At 67.7% G+C, this 25,708-nt stretch carries 13 protein-coding genes and 1 pseudogene; 5 read left to right on the top strand and 9 right to left on the bottom strand.

The annotated features are described in order from the left end of the window. Positions 1-5 precede the first annotated feature (5 nt). The 6 genes from CPBF1521_RS03445 to CPBF1521_RS03415 form a co-directional block, all read right to left on the bottom strand. Positions 6-1,058, bottom strand: coding sequence for a sensor histidine kinase (locus tag CPBF1521_RS03445; RefSeq protein WP_115675975.1), 1,053 nt, complete (start codon positions 1,056-1,058; stop codon positions 6-8). 4 nt (positions 1,059-1,062) lie between these two features. Then, on the bottom strand, positions 1,063-1,731 hold the full coding sequence (locus CPBF1521_RS03440; RefSeq protein ID WP_115675973.1) for an alpha/beta hydrolase: 669 nt from the start codon (positions 1,729-1,731) through the stop codon (positions 1,063-1,065). Positions 1,732-1,902: 171 nt separating this feature from the next. Further along, on the bottom strand, positions 1,903-3,840 hold the full coding sequence (gene mdoH / locus CPBF1521_RS03435) for a glucans biosynthesis glucosyltransferase MdoH (RefSeq protein ID WP_104583741.1): 1,938 nt from the start codon (positions 3,838-3,840) through the stop codon (positions 1,903-1,905). Positions 3,841-5,156: 1,316 nt separating this feature from the next. Beyond that, positions 5,157-6,785, bottom strand: a complete 1,629-nt coding sequence (locus CPBF1521_RS03425; RefSeq protein WP_104583826.1) for a M28 family metallopeptidase — start codon at positions 6,783-6,785, stop codon at positions 5,157-5,159. Between the two features lie 308 nt (positions 6,786-7,093). Continuing rightward, positions 7,094-8,074, bottom strand: a complete 981-nt coding sequence (locus CPBF1521_RS03420; RefSeq protein WP_164738999.1) for a GGDEF domain-containing protein — start codon at positions 8,072-8,074, stop codon at positions 7,094-7,096. 229 nt (positions 8,075-8,303) lie between these two features. Continuing rightward, positions 8,304-9,791: a SulP family inorganic anion transporter gene (locus CPBF1521_RS03415; RefSeq protein WP_115675971.1), complete on the bottom strand. Its 1,488-nt coding sequence runs from the start codon at positions 9,789-9,791 to the stop codon at positions 8,304-8,306. A gap of 211 nt (positions 9,792-10,002) precedes the next feature. Between CPBF1521_RS03415 and CPBF1521_RS03410 the strand changes: the two genes are divergently transcribed. Both CPBF1521_RS03410 and CPBF1521_RS03405 read left to right on the top strand, forming a co-directional pair. Continuing rightward, complete coding sequence (locus CPBF1521_RS03410) at positions 10,003-11,457, top strand: glycoside hydrolase family 5 protein (RefSeq protein WP_115675969.1); 1,455 nt, start codon at positions 10,003-10,005, stop codon at positions 11,455-11,457. A 306-nt stretch (positions 11,458-11,763) separates the two neighbouring features. Further along, complete coding sequence (locus tag CPBF1521_RS03405; RefSeq protein ID WP_180496982.1) at positions 11,764-13,896, top strand: methyl-accepting chemotaxis protein; 2,133 nt, start codon at positions 11,764-11,766, stop codon at positions 13,894-13,896. 707 nt (positions 13,897-14,603) lie between these two features. Here CPBF1521_RS03405 and CPBF1521_RS03395 read toward each other — a convergent pair. Next, positions 14,604-17,276, bottom strand: a pseudogene (locus tag CPBF1521_RS03395) (PAS domain S-box protein). 385 nt (positions 17,277-17,661) lie between these two features. Here CPBF1521_RS03395 and CPBF1521_RS03390 point away from each other — a divergent pair. Together CPBF1521_RS03390 and CPBF1521_RS03385 are read left to right on the top strand one after the other, a co-directional pair. Beyond that, positions 17,662-20,541, top strand: coding sequence for a M16 family metallopeptidase (locus CPBF1521_RS03390; protein WP_115675965.1), 2,880 nt, complete (start codon positions 17,662-17,664; stop codon positions 20,539-20,541). Between the two features lie 315 nt (positions 20,542-20,856). Further along, on the top strand, positions 20,857-21,804 hold the full coding sequence (locus tag CPBF1521_RS03385; RefSeq protein WP_104649251.1) for a GAF domain-containing protein: 948 nt from the start codon (positions 20,857-20,859) through the stop codon (positions 21,802-21,804). Between the two features lie 937 nt (positions 21,805-22,741). Here CPBF1521_RS03385 and CPBF1521_RS03375 read toward each other — a convergent pair. Both CPBF1521_RS03375 and CPBF1521_RS03370 read right to left on the bottom strand, forming a co-directional pair. After that, positions 22,742-23,755, bottom strand: coding sequence for a hypothetical protein (locus tag CPBF1521_RS03375; RefSeq protein WP_181901092.1), 1,014 nt, complete (start codon positions 23,753-23,755; stop codon positions 22,742-22,744). Between the two features lie 269 nt (positions 23,756-24,024). Beyond that, positions 24,025-24,777 (bottom strand): DNA-formamidopyrimidine glycosylase family protein, encoded by a 753-nt coding sequence (locus CPBF1521_RS03370; protein WP_104649252.1) that lies wholly within the window; start codon positions 24,775-24,777, stop codon positions 24,025-24,027. A gap of 107 nt (positions 24,778-24,884) precedes the next feature. Here CPBF1521_RS03370 and CPBF1521_RS03365 point away from each other — a divergent pair, with 107 nt between their 5' ends. Continuing rightward, on the top strand, positions 24,885-25,667 hold the full coding sequence (locus tag CPBF1521_RS03365; RefSeq protein ID WP_115675963.1) for a DUF72 domain-containing protein: 783 nt from the start codon (positions 24,885-24,887) through the stop codon (positions 25,665-25,667). Positions 25,668-25,708: the final 41 nt, after the last annotated feature.

The following is a 25,708-nucleotide window of genomic DNA, read 5'->3' as shown; positions in this document are numbered from 1 at the left end:
CCCCGTCACGTCAGCGGCAATGTGATCTCACACGCATAGTAGCCCTCGGCCCAGCTGGCCGCCATCCGTGCCCCGGCACCGAACTGGAATGCCAGCCGGTGCGAGATGCTGGCCTGGGCGTGGCCGGCACCGGCCACCAGCGGCAACTGGGTGCCCGGCTGCGGGGCGGGATTGACGATACGGATCTGCAACTGGTTGTCGCGCTGGCGCAGCGACAGGTACAGCGTGCCGCCCTCGGGCATGCGCGAAACGCCATGCAGCACGGCGTTTTCCACCAGCGGCTGCAGCACCAGGCGCGGCATCGGCAGCTCCCATGGCAACGGCTCCTGCCGGTGCCAGCGCACCTGCAGGCGCTCGCCCAGGCGCAGTGATTCGATCGCCAGATAGCGCTCGGCCAGCTCGCATTCGGCGCGCAAGCTGGACACGCCTTCGCCGGCACCGAGCGCGGCACGGAACAGGTCCGACAGATCCAGCACCGCCTGCTCGGCCACCACCGGGTCGCGGCGCAACAGGCTGGCGATGAGATTCATGCTGTTGAACAGGAAATGCGGGCGGATGCGCGCCTGCAAGGCATCGGCCTGGGCACGCGCATTGGCCTGCACCTGTGCTTCCCAACGGTCGCTGACGTAGAAGTAGCGCAGCGCCAGCGCGGTGATCAGCACCACGGTCGCCGCGCTGCCCAGGGTGAAACGCCAGAAGCCGACCAGGGGACCAAGCGGGGCCTGGTCGAGCGCCGCATACAGGGCATGCACGATGCCGGCACCGAGCATGGCCACCACCGCGGCGATCGACAGCGCGGCCAGCGCGCCCACGCGTGGCGGCAGCCGCGACAACGACGGCCGCAGCACGCACAGCAGCACGCTGACCGCCAGCGCCAGCCACAGCGCCAGGCCGCTGGCCGAGACAAAGCGCGACACGGTGATAGTGCGCGCCGCACCGGCGTCGGGCACCAGGGTCACCACCAGCACCACCAGTTCGGCCAGGCCCAGCATGGCGCCCAACCGTGGCAGCCGGCACAGGTCCGGCATCCAGGCGATCTGGGGCGCGTGCTGGGCCATGACCTCAGACGGCGGTGAAGCGCGCCTGCATCCAGTTGCGCAAGGCCTCGATCTCTTCCAGGCAGACCTGGTGGCCCATCGGGTAGGTGTGCCAGTCCAGTTCGAACCCGAGCGTGCGCAGGGTCTGCATGCTGGCCTGCCCGGCGCCGAACGGCACCACCGGATCGGCCGTGCCGTGGGCCATGAACACCGGTTGGCGGGCGGCGGCCGGCTGCAGCTGGCTGGCGGCCGCCGCCGGGTCCGGCAGGTAGGTGGACAGGGCGATCAACCCGGCCAGCGGCACGCGGCGCTGCAGCCCGACCGCCAGGGTCACCGCGCCGCCTTGCGAGAACCCGGCCAGCAGCATGCGCTCGGGGGCGATGCCGCGGGATTGCTCATGGGCGATCAACGCCTCGACCTGGGCCACCGATTCGGCGATGCCGGCCTTGTCGGCACGCGTGGCGAAATCCATGCCGACGATGTCGTACCAGCCGCGCATGCGCACGCCATTGTTGATGGTGATCGGGCGGACCGGCGCATGCGGAAACACGAAGCGCAGCGCCGGCCACTGCGGGCGCACCAGCTCCGGGACCATCGGGGCGAAGTCGCTGCCATCGGCGCCCAGGCCGTGCAGCCACAGCACGGTCCATTGCGGGTTCGGTCCGGTCTCGCGTTCGATCACTTCCAGCATCATCCAGCTCCGCTTGCGGGCTGGGCATTATGCCTTGCGCCATCGGCCGGGCCGCTCACGGAGCGGCCAAGCGACATGCGCGTGGCCTGGGTCGCCACTGTCGCGGCCTGCCTGGCAGGACAGGCGGGTAGCTCACGCTGCGCATTGCCATACCGCCATGCGCCCGGCAGGCGCTCAGATCAGCGACGGCTCCAGCGCGGCGGCGCGGCGCAGCTCGGCCGCTCGCACCAGCACCTTGGGCGGATCGAGCTCTTCGGGAATGCAGAAGATGCCGGCGCGGCGCAGGCCCAGGCCGGTGCGACGCAGCGAGGTCAACGCCACCACCGGGATCGATACCGCCATGCCCACGATCACCGGCGCCATCCAGGCCGCCAGCGACGGCGACACCGTATAGGCCACCGCCCCCATGAACAGGCCGAACACGGTCAGCCCGCCGTAGCTGCGCAACAGCGCCGGCCACGACAGCTTGCCGTCGTCGCGCACCTGCGCGTCCCACCCCGAATCCTTGCCGGCCAGCACTTCGAACACCCCGCGCGACTGCAGGTACATCACCACCGGCGCCATCAGGGCCGCCAGCACGGTTTCCAGCAGGATGCTCAGCAGCGCGCGGATCGCGCCGCCGCAGGCACGCAGTTCGCGCGGGTTGAGCAGCAACGCGATGTAGCCGAGCAACTTGGGCGCCAGCAGCACGAACATGGTGCAGACAAAGATCCAGATCGCATTGCCCTGGCTGCTGCCATGCCAGTAGCGGGCAGGCGAGAACGGCAGGTCGCCGGCCAGGTCGATGCCGCCACCGGCCAGCGGAATGCCGATGCCGATCAGCATCAGCAGGCCCCACATCGGCGCGGTGAAGTAATGCCCGATGCCGATCAGCATGTGCATGCGGCTGACCCAGTGCAGGCCCTTGGCGCCGACCACCTTGGCATGCTGCAGGTTGCCCTGGCACCAGCGGCGGTCGCGGATCAACAGGTCGGTCAGCGTGGGCGGGCCTTCTTCGTAGCTGCCCTGCAGGTAGGGCACCATGTGCATGGCCCAGCCGCCGCGCCGCATCAGCGCCGCTTCGACGAAATCGTGGCTGAGCACATGGCCGCCGAACGGCTTGCGCCCGCGCAGCGACGGCAGCCCGGCGTGGTCGGCAAAGGCCTGGGTGCGGATGATGGCGTTGTGGCCCCAGTAATTGCTCTCGGCGCCATGCCACCAGGCCACGCCGAAGGCGATGATCGGCCCGTACACACGCCCGCCGAACTGCTGCATGCGGGCGAACAGGGTCTGCCCGTTGACCACCGCCGGCAGGGTCTGGATCAGGCCCACGTCCGGATTGTTTTCCATGCCGGCGACCAGCCGCACGATGGTGTCGCCGGTCATCACGCTGTCGGCGTCCAGGATCAGCATCTGCGGATAGTTGCCGCCGAAACGGCGCACCCAGTCGGCGACATTGCCGGCCTTGCGCGCGGCATTGTCGGCGCGGCGGCGGTAGAAGATGCGCCCGTGTCCGCCGACGCGATCGCACAGCTCGTTGTAGACCAGTTCCTCGGCAGCGCCGATGTGTTCGCGGGTGGTGTCGCTGAGCACGAAGAAGTCGAAATGCTCCAGCTGGCCGGTCTCGGCCACCGATTCGTAGATCGCCTGCAGGCCGGCGAGCAGCCGGCGCGGGTCCTCGTTATAGGTCGGCATCAGCAACGCGGTGCGCGTGTGCAGGGTCGGCAGCGGAGCGTCCGGGTCGATGCCGAGCTTGCGTCCGGCGCGCGCCACCACGGTGACGAAGCCGGCCACCGCGCTGGCGAAGGACATCGCGATCCAGGCAAACAGCAGCACGAACAGGCCGAGCAGGCAGCCTTCCAGCACGCTCAGGCCATCGGGCCACAGCACGCTCAGCATCACCCAGACCGCCACCGCAGTGGTGGCGACGGTGCCGCCAATCAGATAGAAACGCCGCAAGCCGATGCCGACTGGCGCGGTGCGCTGATGCGGCACCTGCAGGCGGCCTTCGCGCAGGGATTGCTCGGGCATGGCCAGCGGCGCTTCCGGTGGCAGCGTGGGCTGACCGGCGTCGAGGGCGGAAACGGGGGGAAGATCGGTTGGTGCGGGGGAAAGAGTCACTGTGCCGTCCATCAAGGCTGCCCGCCGCACGATCGCGGCAGTGTGGGCTGAAGCGGAAGATCCCTACCCGCTACGCGTGGCGCCGCCGTCGCATGCACCCTGGTCCGGGCAGGCCCGGCGGTGCGCGACCACGTCGCAGAATTAGCAGCTCTAAGACCACTCCGATGCACAAGCTCTCCTGGCTGCGACGATGACGCCGCGGCTCATCTTAAAGAATCGACCGTTAAAGGAAACGAAGGCCGCGCTGCAGTCTTCGCCCCACCTGACGAGGACCGCGCGGCAGACTACGCCGCAGCGACCGAACGCTACCCCAACAGATTGCAGTCTGGCACGCGTGCCGTCACGGGCGTCAAACCACGCTGTCGTGTCAGACAAATGCAATAGATGTGCCAGGAGGCGCAATCGGTTGTAGCGACAGCCTGCCGGCGCTGGCGCTCGCGGCGATGACGCTGACCGGATTGCGACGGCAGGCGCGCGTCAGGGGATCTCGAAATCAGCGCTGTAGGCCCGCGCCGACCTTGGTTCTAGCCACCGACGGTGCGTTCCGCACTCACTGATCGCTTCACGATGACCGGGCTTTTCGAGTCGGTGCCGCGCTTTGAGGCAGTCAGAAGCTCAGGTCAAACGCCTGGCGAGTCGAGGGCGCGGCGCCCTCACCGCTCGCGGGACACGCCGTGAACCCCTCCCTGGGGGCTCGGTGGCGGCCTCCATGCCGCCACACGGTCCCGCGAACGGCGAGGACACCGCACCAGGCAGTTGGTCGGCTGTTTTCTTGAAAACGTGTTGCTCGACATGCGGTGAGCAGACGAGACATTTGCAGGTTGCGTGTTGGAGGCCTGTCTGCCGCTCGGCTTGCACGGGGCACTGATCGGACGCAACGTGATTCGAACAACGCACGCCATGCCCTGCTTGCACCACACACACCGCCATCTCGACTGGTCCTTGCCCGCCCACCGTCGCGGGACCTTGAGTGGCATGGATGCCGCGCCAGAGCCTACAAGGACGTACTTGCGGCGTGTCCTGCGATGGTGGGCGGGCAAGGGCCCTGCAGCCAACCCGCGAACCGCCGATCTGGCACCCTCGCAGCACGCCGGTGCGCTGGCATTGGCCTGAGAACCAGGCCACTTGTCAGCCGCTTTGCAAAACGACGCATGCATGGCACCCAGGGCTGCCTGGACAACCGCAGGCTCACCGCCTTGAAGCAACTGACAAGACCCCCGAGCACCGGGCACGTGGCTTGAGCCGGATGGCGGCATGCACACGGGGCACATGCCGCATCGGGCAACAGCGACGCCGCTGATGGAAGCGCCGTCGCCGCATCAGTCGTCCTACTTGCGCGCCGCCTCGCTGGCATCGCGGGTGGCGCGGAACTCCGAATCGTTGCTCCAGTTCGGCCACTGGCGCGAATCGGCCAGCTGCTGGCCCAGCGCGTACAGCACGCCCAGGTCACGCGCCGCACCGGCGAAGGTCCAGTCCGGCTTCCACTCATCGCCCTGCTGGTGATAGCGCTTGGCGGTGTAGTCGTCGGAGGCGGCCTTGCCAGCGGCCACGCCGCCCACTTCCCAATCCTGCCCGGCCGCATACGACAGCGCCGGCACGCCGCGCTTGGCGAAGGAGAAATGATCCGAGCGGAAGAAGTACCCTGCCTGCGGCTTGGGATCGGGCGTGTAGCGCAGCTTCCACTGGCCGGCGACGGTCTTGAGCTGATCGAGCAACTGGAGTTTCGCGGTGCCGTAGATGCCGAAATCGCGCGACGGCACGAACGGGCTCATACCGTCCATGTTGATCACCGCCACCGTGGTGTCCAGCGGGTACAGCGGCTTGGAGGCGTAGAACTCCGAGCCCAGCAGGCCCTTTTCTTCGGCGGTGACGGCCAGGAACACCACCGAGCGCTGCGGCTTGGGGCCGGCGGCAAAGCCGCGCGCCAGTTCCAGCAGTGCGGCCGTGCCGCTGGCGTTGTCCAGCGCGCCGTTGAAGATGGTGTCGCCACGTGCGTCCGGCTTGCCCACGCCGATGTGGTCCCAATGCGCGCTGTAGATCAGCGTTTCATCCGGATGCGTGCTGCCATCCAGCCGCGCCACCACGTTGTGCGAGGTGATCACATCGGATTTGACCTGGTAGCTGGCGCTCAACCCCTGGCCCTTGAGTTCGACCGGCTTGAAGCCGCGCGTCTGCGCCTGCTTCTTCAAGGCGTCAAAATCCAGCCCGGCCTGCTTGAACAGGTCGGCGGCCAGGTCGCGCTGGATCCAGCCTTCCAGGGTGGGATGCGCGGCGCGCGGGTTGTCGCGCACCACATCGAACATGGTGTTGGTGTTGGAGCTGGCCACCGTGTCCCAGCCGTAGGAGGCGGGCGCGGTTTCGTGCACCACCAGCACGCCGAGCGCGCCCTGGCGTGCGCCTTCTTCGTACTTGTAGGTCCAGCGGCCGTAGTAGGTCATGCCGGCGCCGTCGAAGGCGCCCTTGCCGGTTTCGAAGTCCGGGTCGTTGATCAGCACCACCGCGATCTTGCCTTTCAGGTCCACACCCTTGAAGTCGTCCCAGTCGCGCTCCGGCGCCTTGACGCCGTAGCCGACGAACACCAGCGGTGCGTTGGCGATGTCGACCTTGGACGAGCCGTCCAGCGCGGCGCGGATGGCGATCTGCTTGCCCTGGGTCAGCGCCTGCGGCTTGCCGGCATGCTGCAGGGCGATGGTTGGGGTGCCGACGATATCGGCGCGGCGCAGCGGCACCGCCTGGGTCCAGGCGCGCTTGCCGTCGCGCAGATCGCCGCCCGGCTGCAGGCCGGCAGCGGCGAACTGCTTGCTCAGGTAGGCGATGGTCTTTTCTTCGCCGGCAGTGGCCGGGCCGCGGCCTTCGTAGGCATCGGAGGCCAGCTCCTTGACGTCGCGCGAGATGCGCGCGCCATCGAAGGTCGGCGTGGCCGCCATCAGTGCGGTCGAGACCGCCATCGCCAACATTCCCATTGCAACGCGTTTGGTAACAACTCGCTTCACTGCAGCACCCAGGTAGTGTCCGAACAGCCCTGGAGTGTAGCCACTGCGGCGTTCGATCGGGTGTGCACGGCGGCAACCGATGCGCGCGGCGACGTGCAGTGGCAGCGACGCAGCACTGATCGACATGGCCAGGTGGCGATGCCATGCGACGATGCTGCCACCGACGCGCGGCCTGCGCTGTGCGGGCGTGTCATGGCGCCGGGTGGCGTCCAGCCGCCGCATGCCGCGGCGGCCGACACTGCAGCGCTGCCGCCGGCGAACGCCGATGCGTCTCAGAACAGGTCGACGCTGCCGACCTGCTGGGCAACCTGGCGCATCTGCCCGCTGGCCACCAGTTCGGCGTAGACCTCGGCGCGGTTGCGGCCATGCTGCTTTGCCCAGTACAGCGCCTTGTCGGCCTCGTCGAGCAACTGGCTGATCAGCCGGCCGTCGGTCAGCTCGACGATGCCGGCGCTGAGCGTGACCTTGCCGACCTGCGGAAATACATGCTCGGCCACCGCCACACGGAAGCGCTCGAACAACGCCACCGCCGTGTCGCGATCCACTCCGCGCAACACGATCACAAACTCTTCGCCACCGAAGCGGAACAGCAGGTCGTCCTGACGGAAGCAGCGCTGCATCAACTGGGCCACCAGCAGCAGCACCTCGTCGCCATACAGATGGCCGAAGCCGTCGTTGACGCGCTTGAAGTGGTCGATGTCCACGATCCCCAGCCACACGCCTTCGCTGGCCGCTGCATCCGCGCCACCGGAGAACAGGCGCAGGATCACATCGTCGAAGGTCTTGCGATTGCGCAGGCCGGTCAACGCATCGCGCTGGGCATCGTCGAGCAGGCTGCGGTAATTCTGGAAGAAACGTGCGAAGCCCTGCAGCATCACCTGCTCGGCGGCGCCGGGTGCGCGCGTGCCGCCCACGCGCAGGCAGGTGCGGATCCCGCGTGCTTCCATCATCGGATACACCAGCAACGCGCGGCCGTCCTGCTGCAACTGCACCACATCGCCCGGCCCGTGCAGGTCGGCCAACTGCGTGCGCAGGTGCGCGTCGTGGATGTCGGCCACCGTCAGCGACAGCCGGCCATCCTCGCGCAGCCGCGTCTCGGCCATGGTGCGGCCATCCGGGGCGATGCGCAGCAACGACAGCTCCTCGGACGCGCAGACCTCGCGCATGGTGCGCAACAGGCTCAGATCGAGCAGATCGGCGTCGCGGATGGCGGTCAGGTCCACCATGCGTTCCAGCAACGGTGCCGTGGTCATTGCCGCACCATCCCGCGGGCGGACGCAGGCCCGCAGCGCCGGTCACGGCACGCGGGCACACCTCTCGGACTGGAACGCACTGGCATCACGGCGGGTTACCGGCAATCTCGATGCCGGTTCATCGGCGCTGCGCGCGCGAACTTGAGTCTGCCCGCCGGCCGCCGCCGCGCACGGCCAGCCGGCGTACACGGATGTGCAGGCGCGCGACAGGCCTGCATCCCTGCGCCGCTCAGGGCAATGCGGACTCCAGCGCATCGTCGCCCAGCGCGTGCGCCTGCATCAGCCGCCGGCTGCCGGCATTCAGGCCTTTGACCTGGACCTCCAGCCCATGGTGGCGCAGCCGCTGTACCACCTTGTCCAGCGCCGCCACCGCGGTGATGTCCCAGAAATGCGCGCGGCTGACATCGATCACCACCGCGCGACCGGGCACCTGGCGCGCGTCGAAGGCGTCGATGAACACGTCGGCCGAGGCGAAGAACACCTGCCCGCGCACGTGGTAGGTGCGCACGCCATCGTCGCCGTCGCTGTGCGTGATCTGCAGCAGCCCGGCCACCTTGAAGGTGAAGAACACACCGCTCAGCACCACGCCCACCGCCACGCCGGCGGCCAGGTTGCGGGTGAGCAGGGTCACCGCCACGGTGGCCAGCATCACCACGCTGGAGGTACGCGGATGGGTGACCACGGTGCGCAGCGAACGCCAGTCGAAGGTCTCGGCCGAGACCATCACCATGATCGCCACCAAGGCGATCACCGGTACCTGCGAGACCCACGGCTTGAGCAGCACCATCAGGATCAGCAGGAACACGCCGGCGAACAGGGTCGAGAGACGGCCGCGCCCGCCGTACTTCACGTTGCCCACGGTCTGCCCGATCATGCCGCAGCCGGCGATGCCGCCGAACAGACTGGCAGCGGTGTTGGCCAGGCCCAGCCCGGTGCACTCGCGGTTCTTGTTGCTCGGAGTGTCGGTGAGTTCGTCCACCACGCGTGCGGTCATCAGCGATTCGAGCAGCCCCACCATCGCGATGGCCAGCGCCGGCAAGGCGATGATGCGCAAGGTCTCCAGCGTCAGCGGCACCGCCGGCCATTGCAGGAATGGCAGCGCGTCGGGCAGCTTGCCCAGGTCGGCCACCGTCTCCAGCGGCAGATGCAGGGCCGAGCCCAGCAGCGTCAGCACCAGGATGCACAGCAACGGCGACGGAATCGCCGACACGCCCGGCAGCGGCAGCCGTGGCAGGCCGTAGATGATGAGCAGGCCCAACGCCAACATGCCCCAGGTGGCCAGGTTGGCGTGCTGCAGATGTGGCAGCTGCGCGGCAAAGATCAGCACCGCCAACGCATTGACGAAGCCGGTGCGCACCGAGCTGCTGACAAAGCGCATCAGCACGCCCAGCCGCAACAGGCCGAACAGGATCTGCACCGCACCGGCCAGCAGCCCGGCCGCCAGCAGATAGGGCAAGCCGTGTGCGGCCACCAGCGGTGCGGCCACCAGGGCCACCGACCCGGCCGCGGCGGAAATCATCGCCGGGCGCCCGCCGAAGAACGCGATGACGATCCCGATCACGAACGACGCGAACAGCCCCACCTGCGGGTCGACACCGGCAACGAACGCAAAGGCGATCACTTCGGGAATCAGCGCAAAGGTGGCGACCGCACCGGCCATCAGTTCGCGCGCAGGCGAGGCGCGCCATTGCGCCAGTTCGGCACGCAAGAAAGACATTGGAAGACACTCCGGGGACAGAAAGGACAGCCTGCGGACAGGCCACAACGGCGATAGTGTGCGCGAAAGCGAACCGGCCCGCAGCCGGCGTGTGATCGGTGCGGCAATGCGCCTTTCTGTGGGCCGGATCACGCCAAACGGCGCAGCCGCGGACCAAGATGCCCCCCTCACCGGGTTCGGGTGTCGAGCCGGGTTCGCTAGGGAGACCACCATGTCCATCTTCAGGACTGCACGTACGCTCGCACTGGCCACGGCGCTGGCGCTCGCCGCCGCACCGGCCTTCAGCTACTCCATCAGCAACAACAAGATCGTCGACGACAGCGGCAAGGTGGTCCAGCTCAAGGGCGTCAACGTGTTCGGTTTCGAGACCGGCAACCATGTCATGCATGGCCTGTGGGCACGCAACTGGAAGGACATGATCAACCAGATGCAGGGCCTGGGCTTCAACGCCGTGCGTCTGCCGTTCTGCCCGGCCACCCTGCGCAGCAGCACGATGCCGACCAGCATCGACTACAGCCTCAATGCCGATCTGCAGGGCCTGAGCTCGCTGCAGATCCTGGACAAGGTGATCAACGAATTCAACGCACGCGGCATGTACGTGCTGCTGGATCACCACACCCCCGACTGCGCTGCCATCTCCGAGCTCTGGTACACCGGCTCGTATTCCGAAGCGCAGTGGCTGGACGATCTGCGCTTTGTCGCCAACCGCTACAAGAACGTGCCCAGCGTGATCGGCCTGGACCTGAAGAACGAACCGCACGGTGCCGCGACCTGGGGCACCGGCAACGCGGCCACCGACTGGAACAAGGCCGCCGAGCGCGGTTCGGCCGCGGTACTGGCGGTGGCGCCCAAATGGATCATCGCGGTGGAAGGCATCACCGACAATCCGGTCTGCTCGACCAATGGCGGCATCTTCTGGGGCGGCAATCTGCAGCCGCTGGCCTGCACCCCGTTGAACATTCCGGCCAACCGGCTGCTGCTGGCACCGCATGTGTACGGGCCGGACGTGTACGCGCAGGCGTACTTCAACGACAGCACGTTCCCCAACAACATGCCTGCGATCTGGGACCGTCACTTCGGCCAGTTCGCCGGCACGTATGCGCTGCTGCTGGGCGAATTCGGCGGCAAGTACGGCGAAGGCGATGCACGCGACAAGGTCTGGCAGGACGCGCTGGTGCAGTACCTGCGCAGCAAGGGCATCAACGAAGGCTTCTACTGGTCGTGGAATCCCAACAGCGGCGACACCGGCGGCATCCTGCGCGACGACTGGACCAGCGTGCGCGAAGACAAGATGGCGCTGCTGCGGACGCTGTGGGGCACGCTGAGCAGCACCACGCCGACGCCCGCACCTACTCCCACTCCGACTCCGACCCCCACGCCAACACCGACACCGACACCGACGCCGACACCCAGCGGCAGCTTCAGCACCAAGGTGAGCGTGGACAGCCAGTGGAACGGCGGCTACTGCAATCGCGTGCAGGTCACCAATACCGGCACCGCCAGCGGCACCTGGGCGATCTCGCTGCCGGTCACCGGCACCGTTAACAATGCCTGGAACGTCACCTGGTCGCAGAGCGGCAGCACGCTCAAGGCCAGCGGCGTGGACTTCAACCGCACCCTGGCGGCCGGTGCGACGGCCGAGTTCGGCTTCTGCGCGGCAGGCTGATGCAATAAGGCGGGCACGCAGTGCGTGTCCGCCGCTGCTTGCACGCTGCCGACAGTCTGCAAGTCACCAATGTCGCGTCACCCATCGATCGCTGGATCGATGCCCATGACCTTGTAGGAGCGCCCCCGGGCGCGATGGGGCGTTATCGATAACGCCCCATCGCGCCCGGGGGCGCTCCTACATTGCAGCTGTCCCAAGCGAACGCTGCCGCAATTAGCATTCAACCCGCATGTGAATCAGCCGCTATCCATGACATAGCGCCTTGCGCGCGTTCTGGATCTCGTTGCCATGCCTGTCGTGTCCCTGCTGCGTCGTCACGTTGCCAATCTCCCGCTCACCCGCAAGTTCGTCCTGCTGTGCAGCTTGTTGACGGTGGGCGTGATCCTGCTGGCAGTGGCCGCGGCACGCCTGCAGTATCTGGACCTGATCGAGGCGCGCAAGCTCAGCGTCAAGACCGAGGTGGAGATGGGCCTGACCGTGATGCAGCACTATGCCGACAAGGCCAAGGCCGGCGAACTGACGGTCGAACAGGCCAAGGAAGCTGCGCGCACCACGCTGGCGGACATGCGTACCAACGACGGCGTGGACTACTTCTTCATCGTCGACCCGCAGATGCGCATCCTGATGCATCCCAAGCGCGCCGTCGGCACCGACATGAGCGACTACAAGAGCGATGCCGGGCAGTACGTCTATCGTGACATCAAGACCGCGATCGAGCGCGGCGACGGCTTCAGCTACTACGATGCGCCCAAGCCCGGCAAGCAGGAACAGCTGCCCAAGATCAGCTATGCCAAGACCTTTCCGGCCTGGAACTGGGTGTTGGTGATGGGCGTGTACGCCGAGGACATCCAGGTGCAGGCCTGGGGCTTCACCCGCACCCTGACCTTGATCGGCGGCGCCCTGGTGGCCATGGTGATCGGCCTGTGCTGGTTGATCGCCTCGGCGATGGCCGCACCGCTGCGCGCAGCATCGCGCACTGCAGAGGCGATTGCCTCGGGCCGCTTCGATAACGATATCCGGGTCGAGTCGCGCGACGAAACCGGCCAGCTGATGCACAGCATGCAGCAGATGCAGACCCAGTTGCAGCGCTTCAACGGCGAGATGCAGACCATGATCCGGCTGCAGCAGGGCGAGAACATCGCGCACCGCATTCCGGAGGATTTCCCCGGTGATTACGGCACCCTGGCGCACGGCGTGAACACGGTGGTATTCGAGCATCTGGATGCCATCAACGAGGCGATGGACCTGATGGGCGAGTATGGCCGTGGCGATCTGCGCCGCGACATGCGCCGCCTGCCCGGCCAGCGCGCGGCGCTGCATGAGGCGCTGGATACGGTGAAGGGCAATCTGTCGGCGATCAACAGCGACATCGCACGCCTGGCCGATGCGGCCGCGCGCGGCGACTTCTCCGCACGCGGCGAGCAGGCGCGCTACCAGTTCGCGTTCGCCGAGATGGTGCAGGCATTGAACCGGCTGATGCAGCAGGCCGATGCAGGCCTGGACGATGTCGGCCGCATCATGGCCGCAATTGCCGATGGCGACCTGTCGCAGCGGGTGGAATCGCATTACGAGGGCGCATTCGGCCGCCTGGCCAATGCGGCCAACCGCACCGCGATCCAGCTGACCACCATCGTGCAGGGCATCCAGCACTCGGCCGAGATGATCAACACCGCCGCCGGCGAGATCGCCAGCGGCAATGCCGACCTGTCCACGCGTACCGAGCATCAGGCCGCGAACCTGGAAGAAACCGCCGCGTCGATGGAAGAACTCACCTCCACCGTGCGCCAGAACGCCGACAACGCGCGCCAGGCCAATCAGCTGGTCAAGGGCACCGGCGAGGTGGCCGAGAGCGGTGGGCGCGTGGTGCAGGAAGTGGTCACCACCATGCAGGCGATCACGCAATCGTCGGCGCGCATCTCCGACATCATCGGGGTGATCGACGGCATCGCGTTCCAGACCAATATCCTGGCCCTGAATGCGGCGGTGGAAGCGGCACGCGCTGGTGAGCAGGGCCGCGGATTTGCGGTGGTGGCCACCGAAGTGCGCGCACTGGCGCAGCGTTCGGCCGGCGCCGCCAAGGAGATCAAGCAGTTGATCTCCGATTCGGTGGAAAAAGTGGCGCAGGGCTCGGACCTGGTGCAGCAGGCCGGCAGCACGATGACCGAGGTGGTCAGCTCGGTGAAGCGAGTGACCGACATCATGGCCGAGATCACCGCCGCCAGCACCGAGCAAAGCGCCGGCATCGAGCAGGTCAGCACCACGGTGATGCAGCTGGATGAAATGACCCAGCAGAACGCGGCACTGGTGGAAGAAGCCACCGCCGCGGCACGCAGCATGGAAGATCAGGCGGCGGATCTGACGCGCGCCGTGGCAGTGTTCCGCCTGGTGCCGCAGCAGGCTGCGCTGCCGCAACGGCGCTCGGTCGTGCAGGCGGCTTGATCGATGGGGTGATCGCCCGCGTTTTTGCGCGGCGGGAAGAGACGGCAGGCACGCCACTGGTGCGCCTGCCTGGGAACAGCGGATCGGGGGCGGCGGATCGGGGGCGGCGGATCGGGGGCGCAGTGATCCGGACAACGCGTGCCTTGTCCTGCTCGTAACCATGCGCACCGACCCTCTTGACCGGTCCTTGTCTGCCCGCCGTCGCGGGACCTTACGCGGCGTGGGTGCCGCCTAGGAGCTGACAGGGACGTACTTGCAGCGTGTCCCGCGAGGGTGGGCGGGCAAGGGCCGTGTAGCCAAGCCGCAGATCAGCCGCTCTGCACTCGACGCATCCACACGGTTATCGCCTCTAAACACGACAGGGATCTAGAGCTCCAACGCCGCGGACAGTGACCATCGATCGATGCGATTGCATTGCCAGCGCCACATCGATCCGTGCAACGCGCACTTCTGACTGACGCGACTTTATGGACCGGGCATGCCCTCATCCGCCCTGCGGGCACCTTCTCCCAGAGGGAGAAGGGAGTGTTCGTGGTTGATGCAGCTTTGCGAGTCGGCCGTGCCCTCATCCGCCCTGCGGGCACTGTCTCCCGGAGGGAGAAGGGAGTGTTCGTGGTTGATGCAGCTTTGCGGGTCGGCCGTGCCCTCATCCGCCCTTCGGGCACCTTCTCCCGGAGGGAGAAGGGAGTGGTGCTGGATGCGTTGCGTCAGCGCGAGGCGTCGCGTCCGGTGGGGGCGGCGGCGTTGCCGCAGCGGGCGCGTTTGGCGGCGTACATCGCTTCGTCTGCCGCATGCATCAGGCTGGCAGCGTCGGCGTGCTGGCCGTGTTGCCAGGCGACGCCGATGCTTGGGTGGATCGGCAGATGCTGCTCCCCGAACACGGCGCCCGCTGCGGCCGCGGTGCGAATCCGTTCTGCCATTGCGGCGCATTCGGTCTGCGGATCCTGCAGGTCGTCCAGCAACACCACGAACTCGTCGCCGGCCAGGCGTGCCACCAGATAGCGGCTGCCTGCGGCCTGCTGCAGGCAGCGGCCGAAGGCGACCAGCACCGCGTCGCCGGCACGGTGGCCATGGACATCGTTGATGCGTTTGAAGCCGTCCAGGTCCAGGAACATCACCGCGACCGCGCACTGCTGCTGTTGCGCCTGGGTCACCGCGACCTGCAGCGCCTCGGACCAGGCGTGGCGATTCGGCAGGCCGGTCAGGGCATCGCGGGTGGCGCGTTCGTGCATCAGCCGGTGCAGGGACTTGTGCGCAGTGACATCGTGCGCCATCAGGAAGAATCCCTGCGCCTGCGTCGCCGTGCCCTGCACTTCCGGCACCAGGGTGATTTCCACATCGCGCGGTGTCGCACCGCCACGCAGGACGTGTTCGAAGCTGGCCCGTTGCCCGGTGCTCACCTGCGCCAGCGCAGCGCGCGCGTCCGCACCGAGGTCCTCGCCCAGCACCTGGGTGATCGTGGAGCCGACCAGGCTGGCCGGCTCCACGCCGAGCCAGTCGCGATGCGCCTGGTTGGCGAACAGGCAGCGCTGGGCGGCATCGTAGTGCCCCACCAGGGTGGGCGTGGCATCGCTGATCGCACGCAGCCGCGCTTCGCTTTCGGCCAGGCGTTCGGCGGCGACATGGCGTTCGGTGACGTCCTGGATCTGCGAGACGAAATGCACCGGCGCGCCGCTGCTGTCGCGCACCAGCGACACCGACAGTTGCGCCCAGATCAGCGCGCCCTGCTGGCTGATGTAGCGCTTGGCCAGGCTGTAGTTGTCGCGTTTGCCGTCGATCAGCTCTTCCACCAGGCGCAGGTCCACATCCAGGTCGTCCGGATGCGTGATGGTCTGGAAGGTGGTGCGCAACAACTGCTCGCGCGGATATCCCAGGATGCTGCACAGCGACGGGTTGACGTCGCGCCAGGCGCCGTCCAGCGAGACGATCGCCATGCCCTGCGGGGCGGTTTCGAACGCCCCCCTGAAGTGTTCCGCCGCCAGCTGCGCGGCGGCCTGCGCCTGCAGCTCGGCGGTGACGTCGATGGCCATGGCCAGGTAGCCGGACACCCCCTGCTGCGCGTCGTGGATGATGTTGAAGCACAGCCGTACGCGCCGCAGTCCGCCGTCTTTTCGCACCAGGGTCCAGATTTCTTCTTCCAGCTGATCGCCCGCGGCGGCGGCGGCCAGCTTGAGGTAGGACGGCGGCGACAACGCCAGCGTGGCCATGTGCCGCTCCAGCTCGGCCGGCAGATGGAACTGCGCCGGGCAGCTGCCCACCACCTCGTCCGCCGCGTAGCCCAGCAGGCGTTCGGCACCGGGATTGAACAATTCGATGCGCCCGTTCGGATCGAACGCGATGATCGCCACATCCTGCGAAGCGTCCACCAGCGACTGCAGGCGTGCGCGCTCGCCCGCCAACGCAGCCGAGGCATCGCGCAGTTGGGTGATGTCATGCATCACGCACACCGCCCCCAGGGCGACGCCCTGGTCGCTGACCACCGGATCGGCATTGCACAGCACGCTGCGTGCCGGCTGGCCGGTGGAGCGGATCACCATCTCGGCGTTGCGCACGTGCTCGCCGGCCCAGGCGCGCACCAGCGGAATGGCCTCGGTGGGCAGCAGCGCACTGCCGTCGGCAGTGTAGAGGTCGAAGTGCTGCGCCCATTGCGATGGCGGCAACAGGCGCGGATCGGTGCCGTGCCATTGCCGCGCGGCGTGGTTGAACTCATGCAGCAGCCCGTCGCTGTCGCAGGACACCACGCCATCGGGCATGGCTTCCAGCAGGCGGCTCAGGGTCTGCCGCTGCGCTTGCGCGGCCAGCCGGTCGCGGCGCGCCTCCAGTTGGCTGACCGCCTGGCGCGCCAGACGGATCAGGCCTTGCTTCTGGCTCTCGTCGAGCAGGCGCGACTGGGTGCTGAGCGTACACAGGGTGCCGTAGGCATAGCCCTCGCGGCCGATCAGCGGAACGCCCACATACGAGCGTACCCCTGGCGCGGCGGTGACCAGCGGGTTGCGCGCAAAACGCGCATCGGCCACGGCATCGGGCACTTCCAGCAGCTCGGTCCCCATCACCGTATAGGAACAGAACGACATGGCGCGCGGGGTGCCTTCCAGATCGGTGCCGCAACGTGCCTTGAACCACTGGCGGTCGGCGTCCAGCAGCGACACCAGCGCCATCGGGGCGCCGGTGATGTGTGCAGCCAGCCAGGCGATATCGTCGAACTCGGCCTCCGGCTCGGTGTCCAGCACCCCCAACCGACGTACCGCCTCCACGCGCAAGGCGTCGTCGGCGGGAACGGGCACGGGCGGCAACAGGACGGTCATGGCGTGGTCGGCAGGTCAGGTCTGGGCAAGGTAGGTCGCCCCAGGTAACGGCGAAGCGACGGGCAACTTGAGCATGTGCGGCCGGGCCTGCTTGATGGCTGGTCAGCGCGCGGTCGCCGTGCCCGCCGGCCGATCCGCTGGCATCTGAATGTCGCAAGGCTTCGCTGCTCGGCCCGGTGCACTTGCCGTGCCTGCGCAATCGACCGCGCCCGGCGGGGGAGCGAATGACCCAGGCCACCTGCACCCGCCTTGCCGTCAGGCCCGGTGTGGGATCGGGGGGCCGCTCCGGCACCCCCGAAGGTGCCCGGTCCGACCGCCGCGCCCTGGCCGACGCCCAAGCCGGCCTCGTTCACCTGCCGCCCTGCCGGCACCCGCACATGCCCCCCCCTGCCGGACAGCATTTGCGACGCCGCCAGCCAGCCACTACCCTCGGCCGATTGTCTTGCCCCTGGAGTGTCACATGCTGCGTCCGCTGTCCCTGTTGATCGCCGGTGTGCTCGGCGCCGCTGCCGGTCCCGTTGCTCCCGCCATCGCGGCCGCCCCGGCCAGCCTGTCCAAGCCTGCGGCCAGCAGTGCCATCCCCGAGATCGGCTACACCCGCTTCACCCTGCCCAACGGCCTGACCGTGGTGGTGCACGAAGACCACAAGGCGCCGGTGGTGGCGGTGAGCATCTGGTACCACATCGGTTCCGGTGACGAGCCGGCCGGCAAGACCGGCTTTGCGCACCTGTTCGAGCACCTGATGTTCTCCGGCTCGGAAAACAACAAGGGCAGCTTCTTTGCGCCGCTGGAAAAGGTCGGCACCACCGACATGAACGGCACCACCTGGTTCGACCGCACCAACTACTTCGAGACCGTGCCGACCACTGCGCTGGACACCGCGCTGTGGCTGGAATCAGACCGCATGGGCCACCTGCTTGGCGCGATCGGCCAGGAAGAACTCGACACCCAGCGCGGCGTGGTGCAGAACGAGAAGCGCCAGGGCGAGAACCGCCCCTACGGCCGCGTGGACCAGAACATCCTGTCCAACCTGTTCCCGGCCAACCATCCGTACCAGCACGACACCATCGGCTCGATGGAAGACCTGGACGCGGCCTCGCTGGCCGACGTCAAACAGTGGTTCAACGACAACTACGGCGCCGCCAACACCACCCTGGTGCTGGCCGGCGACATCACCGTGGCGCAGGCGCGCGCCAAGGCGCTGCAGTACTTCGGCGACATTCCGTCCGGCAAGCCGGTGGCACGCCAGCAGCCGTGGGTGACCCCGCTGGCCGCACAGAAGCGTGGCGTGCAGCACGACCACGTCTCGCAGCCGCGCATCTATCGCACCTGGGTGGCGCCGCAACTGGGCAGCGATGCGGCGATCCAGCTGGATCTGGCCACCACCGTGCTCGGCGGCGGCAAGACCTCGCGGCTGTATCAGCGCCTGGTCTATCAGGACAATCTGGTCGATGACGTGTCGGCGGCGATCCAGCCGTTCGCGCTGTCCAGCCAGGTGCAGATCCAGGCCGACGTGAAGGACGGCGTGGACCCGGCCAAGGTGGAGGCGATCATCGACGAGGAACTCAGGAAGTTCATCGCCCAGGGCCCGACCGCCGACGAACTGCAGCGCGCGCAGGTGGCCTACCGCGCCGGCTTCGTGCGCGGGCTGGAAAAGGTCGGCGGCTTCGGTGGCAAGGCGGTGATCCTGGCCGAGGGCCAGGTCTATCGCGGCGACCCGGGCGCCTACAAGCAGGATCTGCAGCGCGGCCAGGCCGCCACCGTGGACAGCGTCAAGCAGACCGCCGCCACCTGGTTCGGCAAGGGCGACTACCTGCTCACCGTGCTGCCGGCCGGCAAGGGCTTCGACCCCGCCGCCGAAGACAAGGCGGTGGTCGCCCGTGGTGCCGAACCCGGCAAGCCGGCGCCCAAGCTGCCGGCCGCCGGCAAGTACAACGTCACCGCCTCCACGCTGGACCGCGGCAAGGGCGTGCCGCAGACCAGCCAGTTCCCCGAGCTGAGCTTCCCGCAATTGCAGCGCGGCAAGTTGAAGAACGGCATCGAGGTGATCCTGGCCGAGCGCCACACCATCCCGGTCACCCAGGTGGAGCTGCTGTTCGATGCCGGTTATGCGGCCGACCAGGGCAACAAGCTCGGTACCGCCAGCTTCAGCGCCGCGCTGATGAACGAGAGCACCGCCGCGCTGGATTCGGTGGAAGTGGCGCAGCGTCGCCAGCGCCTGGGCGCGATCACCGCGGTCGGCTGCGATCTGGACAGCTGCAGCGCCTCGCTGGATGCGCTCAACGACCAGCTGCAGCCGTCGCTGCAATTGTTCTCCGACATCGTGCGCAACCCGGCCTTCAAGGCCGCCGACATCGAGCGCATCCGCGGCCAGTGGCTGGCCGGCATTGCGCAGGAAAAGACCCAGCCCAACAGCCTGGCGCTGCGTGCGCTGCCGCCGTTGCTGTTCGGCCAGAACCACCCCTACGGCATCCCGCTCACCGGCAGCGGCACCGAGGCGGCGATCAAGAGCCTCAACGCCCAGGACCTGCAGGCCTTCCACCGCCAGTGGCTGCGTCCGGACAACCTGCGCATCCTGGTGGCCGGCGACACCACGCTGGCGCAGATCATCCCGCAGCTCGATGCCGCCTTCGGCGACTGGAAGGCGCCGGCCACGCCCTTGCCGAAGAAGAACCTGGTCAACGTCGCCGCGCAGCCCAAGCCGCGCGTGTACCTGATCAACCGGCCGGATGCGCCGCAGTCGGTGATCCTGGCCGGCCTGCTCGCACCGTCCACCAAGGCGCCGGACAACCTGGCGATCGGCGTGGCCAACGGTGCCTTCGGCGGCACCTTCACCTCGCGCCTGAACATGAACCTGCGCGAGAACAAGCGCTGGGCCTACGGCGCCGGTACCCGCATGCTGGATGCGCAAGGCCAGCGGCCGTACATGTTCTCCGCGCCGGTGCAGACCGACAAGACCGCCGAGTCGGCCAACGAGATCCTCAAGGAAGCCAGCGCGGTCATCGGCGACAAGCCGCTGACCTCCGACGAGATCGAGAAGATCAAGAACCAGCGCATCCGCGCCCTGCCCGGCAGCTTCGAAACCACCGGCGCGGTGCTGGGTGCGATCGAGGGCATCGTGCAGTTCGACCGCCCCGACGATTACGTGCAGACGCTCAAGCCGCGCCTGGAAGCGATCGACCAGCCGGCCGCGCAGGCCGCCATCAAGGAAATCATCGCCCCCAATGCGATGACCTGGGTGATCGTGGGCGACCTGAAGAAGATCGAGGCCCCGGTGCGGGCGCTCAAGCTCGGTGAGGTGCAGGTGCTGGACGTGGACGGCAAGCCGGTCAAGCGCTGAGGCTGATCAGTCGCACACCGACGGCGCGGCCTGCGAGCCGCGCCGTCGCCAGGTGCGCGGTACGCAATGGCGTGTGTGCGTCTCAGTACCCGGCTCCTGCGCGCAAGACGCAGGCGGCCCGCGCGGGCTGGCAAGCTGGCCTCCGGCGCTTCAGCCCGCCGGTCCCGTGCTTCCTCGCCTGCGCAGTGCGACATGGATGCGGATCCGGATCCGCCCGTGAGGTCACGCCAGGGCGCGTGGCCGATATCCACGCCGCGTTATCGGCAGCGCCGGTATCGTGGCATCTTTCTCGTTCGCGCTTGCCCGGCTTATTCGATGAAGCACATGCCCCCGGCTGACGAAGCCTCTCGCCAACAGGTCCTGGACGGCTATCGCATCGTCGACAGCCTGCCCGAGGACACCTACCAAGACATCGTGCAGGTGGCGGCCTCGCTATGCGACACACCGATCGCCCTGATGTCGCTGGTCGACCGCGACCGCCAATGGTTCAAGGCCCAGCTCGGCCTGGGCATGCAGCAGACCGACCGCAGCCAGGCGGTGTGCGATCACGCCATCCGCAGCCCAGAGCAACTGATGGAAGTGCCCGACCTCACCCAGGACAGCCGCTTTGCGGACGTCTCGGTCGTCACCGGCGAGACCGGTGCGCGCTTCTATGCCGGCATGCCGCTGGTCACCTCCGACGGCGTGGCCCTGGGCACGGTCTGCGTGCTCGACACCGAGCCGCGCACGCTCACTGACATGCAACGCACCGGGCTGCAGGCATTGGCACGCGTCACCATGCGCCTGTTGGACGAGCGCAAGCGCGAGTTGCAGCTCGAGCGCGAAGCGATCCTGCAGCCGGTGGCACCGGTTGCCATCGCGGCGGCCGCCGACACCGGCTATTACCTGGTGATCCTGGAAGTGCAGGAACTGGCCGCGCTGGCCGAAAAACAAAGCGAGCGGCTGCTGGGTCGCGCCTTGCAACAGCTCGACCAGGCCTTGGCAGCGCAGGCACAAGCCGACGGCGACAGCGTGGACCGGGTGACCGACAGTGCAGAATTCATCGCCGTGCTGCGCGGCGCAGATGCCGAACAAAAGCTGCAGCGCCTGCGCGATATCGCCCACCAACAGCATGCCCACGGCCTGACGGTGCTGATCGGCCAGGCGCAGGCAACCCGCGGCGACGAGCCGATCGGCCAGGTGTTCTTGCGTGCGGAAGTCGCGCTGAGCGCGGAGAAGGACCGTTACCGCCAGAGTCTGGCGCAGGACGGACTCAGCGCCTGATGTAGCGCGGGCGACAGCCCGGCTGCCGGCTGATCCGCCGTTTCATAGACGTGCCCTCACACCTTCCGCTGCGCGCCTCCAACCGCGCTTGCGGCGCTGGCGCTCCAAGGCACACGCGCCCTCGCCGCGAAAGCCATGCCTTCTCGCCCCGGCGGGGGGGTCTAGTTGCGATATCTGACGAAGACTGCCTACTTCTTCAATTACTGCCTTACTGCTTCAATTCCTGTCGGGACACTTCCCTTCTTCCACCGGGAAAAGGTGGCGCGCAGCGCCGGATGAGGATGCGGTTGCTACGCGCTGGTGCGGCGCGCTTGGCGTGCAAGCTTTCATAGCTCCTGGCTGTCTCCGACCACACCCCCTTCCTCACTCGTCCACTTCCACTTCGCGCGGCGACCAGGTGATTGAGCGGTGTGGGTGAGTCGGTTGCAGAGCCGCGGAGCTGCGGTTTGGCTGCAGGGTCCTTGCCCGCCCACCATCGCAGGACACGCCGCAAGTACATCCTTGTAGGCTTTTACGCGGCATCCATGCCGCGTAAGGTCCCGCGACGGTAGGCGGGCAAGGACCAGTCGGGATGGTCGGTGTGCATGGTAAGAGCGGTGCCGGATGCGTCTTGTTCGATCATCGAAGCATCGGCTCCAGGTCTGATGCACACCGCACGACAGACAGCTTTTCGAACGAGCGCCGACCAACTGTCTGGTGCGGTGCCCTCGCCGGTTGCGGGACCGTGTGGCGGCATGGATGACGCCACCGAGCCCCCAGGGACGGGGTCACGGCGTGTCCCGCAAGCGGTGAGGGCACCGCGCGCTCGACTCACCGAGCTGTTGACTACACCCAGATACCGCGACGCCCTGACATTCAGCCGTCTTGTCAGCAGCGTTCTAAAGGTGCTGTCAGCCACCTACAAGCGCAGCGCAGGCAAACGCGCTCCCCGAACCACTCACCCGATCGCGCACTGCTTCAACTGGCGGTCCGCATACCACAGCGCGCGGCGGGCCAGGTCGTAGGCGCTATCGGCCTGGCGCGGCAGCATCTGCGCGGCCATCACCGGGTCGGCGCCGTTGTTCAAGGCATGCTCGGCGCGTTCCAGGTCGCCCAGATGCGCGCGCACCGGCGACAACAGGGATTTGCGTTTGGACGCATCGCAACGCGCGCTGCGTTGTTCCAGCGCTGCCAGCGCCTGGCGGATACGGCGGCTGGCTTCGCCCTTGAGGTCGGGCGGCGTCTCGTGCGCGATCGGCGCGGCCTTGTAGGCATCGCCGGTCGCTTCGCTGCCCATCTCGGCCTGGTTGCCGGCCAACGCGGGGTTGAAGCGCACATCCGGCGGTGGCCGCGCCTTGGCCACCTGCGTCTGCGGCCCGTTGAGCATGTCGTTGAACTTCTTCATGCCGCGATTCATTTCCTGCATCGCCACATCGCCCAGCGTGCCGTCGCTCTTCCAGTCCTTGGCAAAGCGCGTGTCCTGGTACTGCACCGGATTGACCCGTTCCATCACGTTGCGCGCCTTGGCCTGCGCGCGTTCGTCGGTCATGCCCGGCGGCGCTGCACCGGGCTGCGCCATCGGGTCGACCTGCGCGTCACGCGGCATGCGCAAGCGGCCTTGCCCGGTGTAGAGCTGGGCCGCCATCGACTCGCCAGCCGGCGCATTGGCGGCCGCCACCTGCCGCTGCGGCGGCGGGGTGCGTGTCGGTGGTGGCGCAGTGCGGGCGGATGAGGCCGCAGCCGGCGCAACGCGCGGTGTGGGGTCGCGTTGCGGCGGCGGCGGCGTCACCGGCGCCGGCAGCGTCAATTGCGGACGCGGCACGAAATACACCTGCAAACTGTCGTCGCGTCGCACCGGGTCGCGCGGCGGCGGCATGTAGAGCAACAGACAGGCAAGAAAGAACAGGATGGCGCCCGTGCATGCGACAGCAGCGACATGCGGGACAAGCGTTTCCTTCCTGCGGGTAATCACAATGCGGGAGACCGATGAGATGGGAGATGCGTGCGCGCACCGTGAACCCGGTGCAGGATGCGCAAATCTAGCGGGCGCGGCGCCAGCGCGCGTTTGAAATTCGTTGTTTGGGCGGCAAACGCCAGCCGCCATTCACATTGGCAAGCACGACGGGTCGTTACGGCGCCTGCCAACGGCCTCAGCCACTGCCCCAACGGCACGCATCCGCCTGCACCGGGCGCACGCCCATCGCGACCGACCACGCACGCCGGGCGCAGGACGTACCCGCCTCAGCCGTCCTCCGAGCGGTAGAGTCGTTGGCAGACCTCGCAGAAGAATGCCCGCCGCCCGGCCTTGCCCAGGTGCTTGCGATACTGCAACGGCGCGCCATCGCGCGGGCAGCTGGTTTTGGTATGCACCTGGTAATGCTTCTTCAAAACGAAGGCTTTTTTCCAGGTGTAGAAATCGAAACTGTACGCGCGCGCCTGGGTGACCAGCTCGCCAAGCTTGCGCGCCGGCAACGCGCCCACCGGGCTTTCCGGGTGCACACGGATGCGATGCAGCACTTCGTTCTTGATGATGTTGCCGACGCCGGCAAAGATGTCCTGGTCCAGCAATGCATCGGCGGCGAGCATGCCGGGCGCGGCGCGCAACTTGCGCCGTGCCTGCGCGCCATCCCAGTGCGGGTTCATGACATCGGCCGTCCAGTCGTAGACCTCATCCAGCGGGCGCTCGATGAACTGCACCGAGCAGGCGTAGAAATTCAGGCGCTGGCCCTTGGAAAATTCCAGACACAGGCGCGGCACCGCATTCGGCTTGTCTTCGTCGATGCGATAACTGCCGAACAACAGGAAGTGGATCCGCACGCTGAACTGCGCGCACTCGATCAGGAAGTGCTTGCCCCAGCTGCGTAACGCCAGCACCTTCTGCTGCCCCAGCCGCGCGATGTCCTGCTTGCTGTTGCCGGACACGCGCAGGATCTTGCGACCGACAAACGCCTCGGTCTGTTCGCGCAGGATGACAAGGGAGGGGCCTTCTGGCATGTGCCCAGTATCGAAGTCGTCGGTGAGTCGCCCGTGAGCGCGGTGCACACGCGGCGCTGACGCGCGCGCATGCATAGAGTGCTGCCCACTGGCCTTGCGCACACCCTATGCAAGCTCGTTCATCCGTCGCCCTGCCGCGCGTGCGCTGTGGCTGCGCGGGCTGGTCGATCCCGGCCGCCGACCGCGCCGCATTCGGCGATGGCACCAGCGTCTTGCAGCGCTATGCCACACGTTTTGATGCGGTGGAAATCAACTCCTCGTTCCATCGCCCGCACCGTGCCGGGACCTATGCACGCTGGGCCGACAGCGTGCCGGAGGATTTCCGCTTTTCAGTCAAGCTGCCGCGCAGCATCAGCCACGATGCACGCCTGCAGGGCACCGGCCCATTGCTGGATACATTCCTCGCCCAGGCCGGCGCGCTGGGCACGCGACTGGGCTGCCTGCTGCTGCAACTGCCGCCCAGCGCCGTCTTCGATGCGGCAGTGGCGGCCAGGTTTTTCGCAATGCTGCGGCGGCGCTGGGACGGCGGCGTGGTCTGCGAACCGCGCCATGCCAGCTGGTTCCTGCCGCAGGCACAGGCGCTGCTGGCGCGCCACCGCATCGCACGCTGCGCCGCCGACCCGGCACCGGTGCCGGACGCCGCCACACCGGGGACGACAGCCCACCCGCAGTACTGGCGCTGGCATGGCGCACCGCGCATTTACTACAGCAGCTACGACGACAGTGCGCTGCAGGCGTTGGCCGACGCGGTGCGCAACCCGGCGCACGACGCGGCGCATCCTCAGGCAGAACGCTGGGTGATCTTCGACAATACCGCCGCCGGGCTGGCGGTGCCCAACGCGCTGCACCTGCAACGTTTGCTGCAGACCGGTCGCCGGCGCCCACGCTGACGCAGGGACACCCAGGTGCGCCTGGACTACACAAAGACGGC

It is taken from the genome of Xanthomonas euroxanthea (assembly GCF_900476395.1).
In the GTDB taxonomy this organism is placed as follows: Bacteria; Pseudomonadota; Gammaproteobacteria; order Xanthomonadales; family Xanthomonadaceae; genus Xanthomonas; species Xanthomonas euroxanthea.
This window is presented reverse-complemented; position numbering and strand designations above follow the sequence as displayed.

Coding starts and splice junctions, on each gene's coding strand:
- CPBF1521_RS03445 (WP_115675975.1), bottom strand. CDS start 1,058: ATGGCCCAGCACGCGCCCCAGATCGCCTGGATGCCGGACCTGTGCCGG.
- CPBF1521_RS03440 (WP_115675973.1), bottom strand. CDS start 1,731: ATGATGCTGGAAGTGATCGAACGCGAGACCGGACCGAACCCGCAATGG.
- mdoH (WP_104583741.1), bottom strand. CDS start 3,840: ATGGACGGCACAGTGACTCTTTCCCCCGCACCAACCGATCTTCCCCCC.
- CPBF1521_RS03425 (WP_104583826.1), bottom strand. CDS start 6,785: ATGTTGGCGATGGCGGTCTCGACCGCACTGATGGCGGCCACGCCGACC.
- CPBF1521_RS03420 (WP_164738999.1), bottom strand. CDS start 8,074: ATGACCACGGCACCGTTGCTGGAACGCATGGTGGACCTGACCGCCATC.
- CPBF1521_RS03415 (WP_115675971.1), bottom strand. CDS start 9,791: ATGTCTTTCTTGCGTGCCGAACTGGCGCAATGGCGCGCCTCGCCTGCG.
- CPBF1521_RS03410 (WP_115675969.1), top strand. CDS start 10,003: ATGTCCATCTTCAGGACTGCACGTACGCTCGCACTGGCCACGGCGCTG.
- CPBF1521_RS03390 (WP_115675965.1), top strand. CDS start 17,662: ATGCTGCGTCCGCTGTCCCTGTTGATCGCCGGTGTGCTCGGCGCCGCT.
- CPBF1521_RS03385 (WP_104649251.1), top strand. CDS start 20,857: ATGAAGCACATGCCCCCGGCTGACGAAGCCTCTCGCCAACAGGTCCTG.
- CPBF1521_RS03370 (WP_104649252.1), bottom strand. CDS start 24,777: ATGCCAGAAGGCCCCTCCCTTGTCATCCTGCGCGAACAGACCGAGGCG.
- CPBF1521_RS03365 (WP_115675963.1), top strand. CDS start 24,885: ATGCAAGCTCGTTCATCCGTCGCCCTGCCGCGCGTGCGCTGTGGCTGC.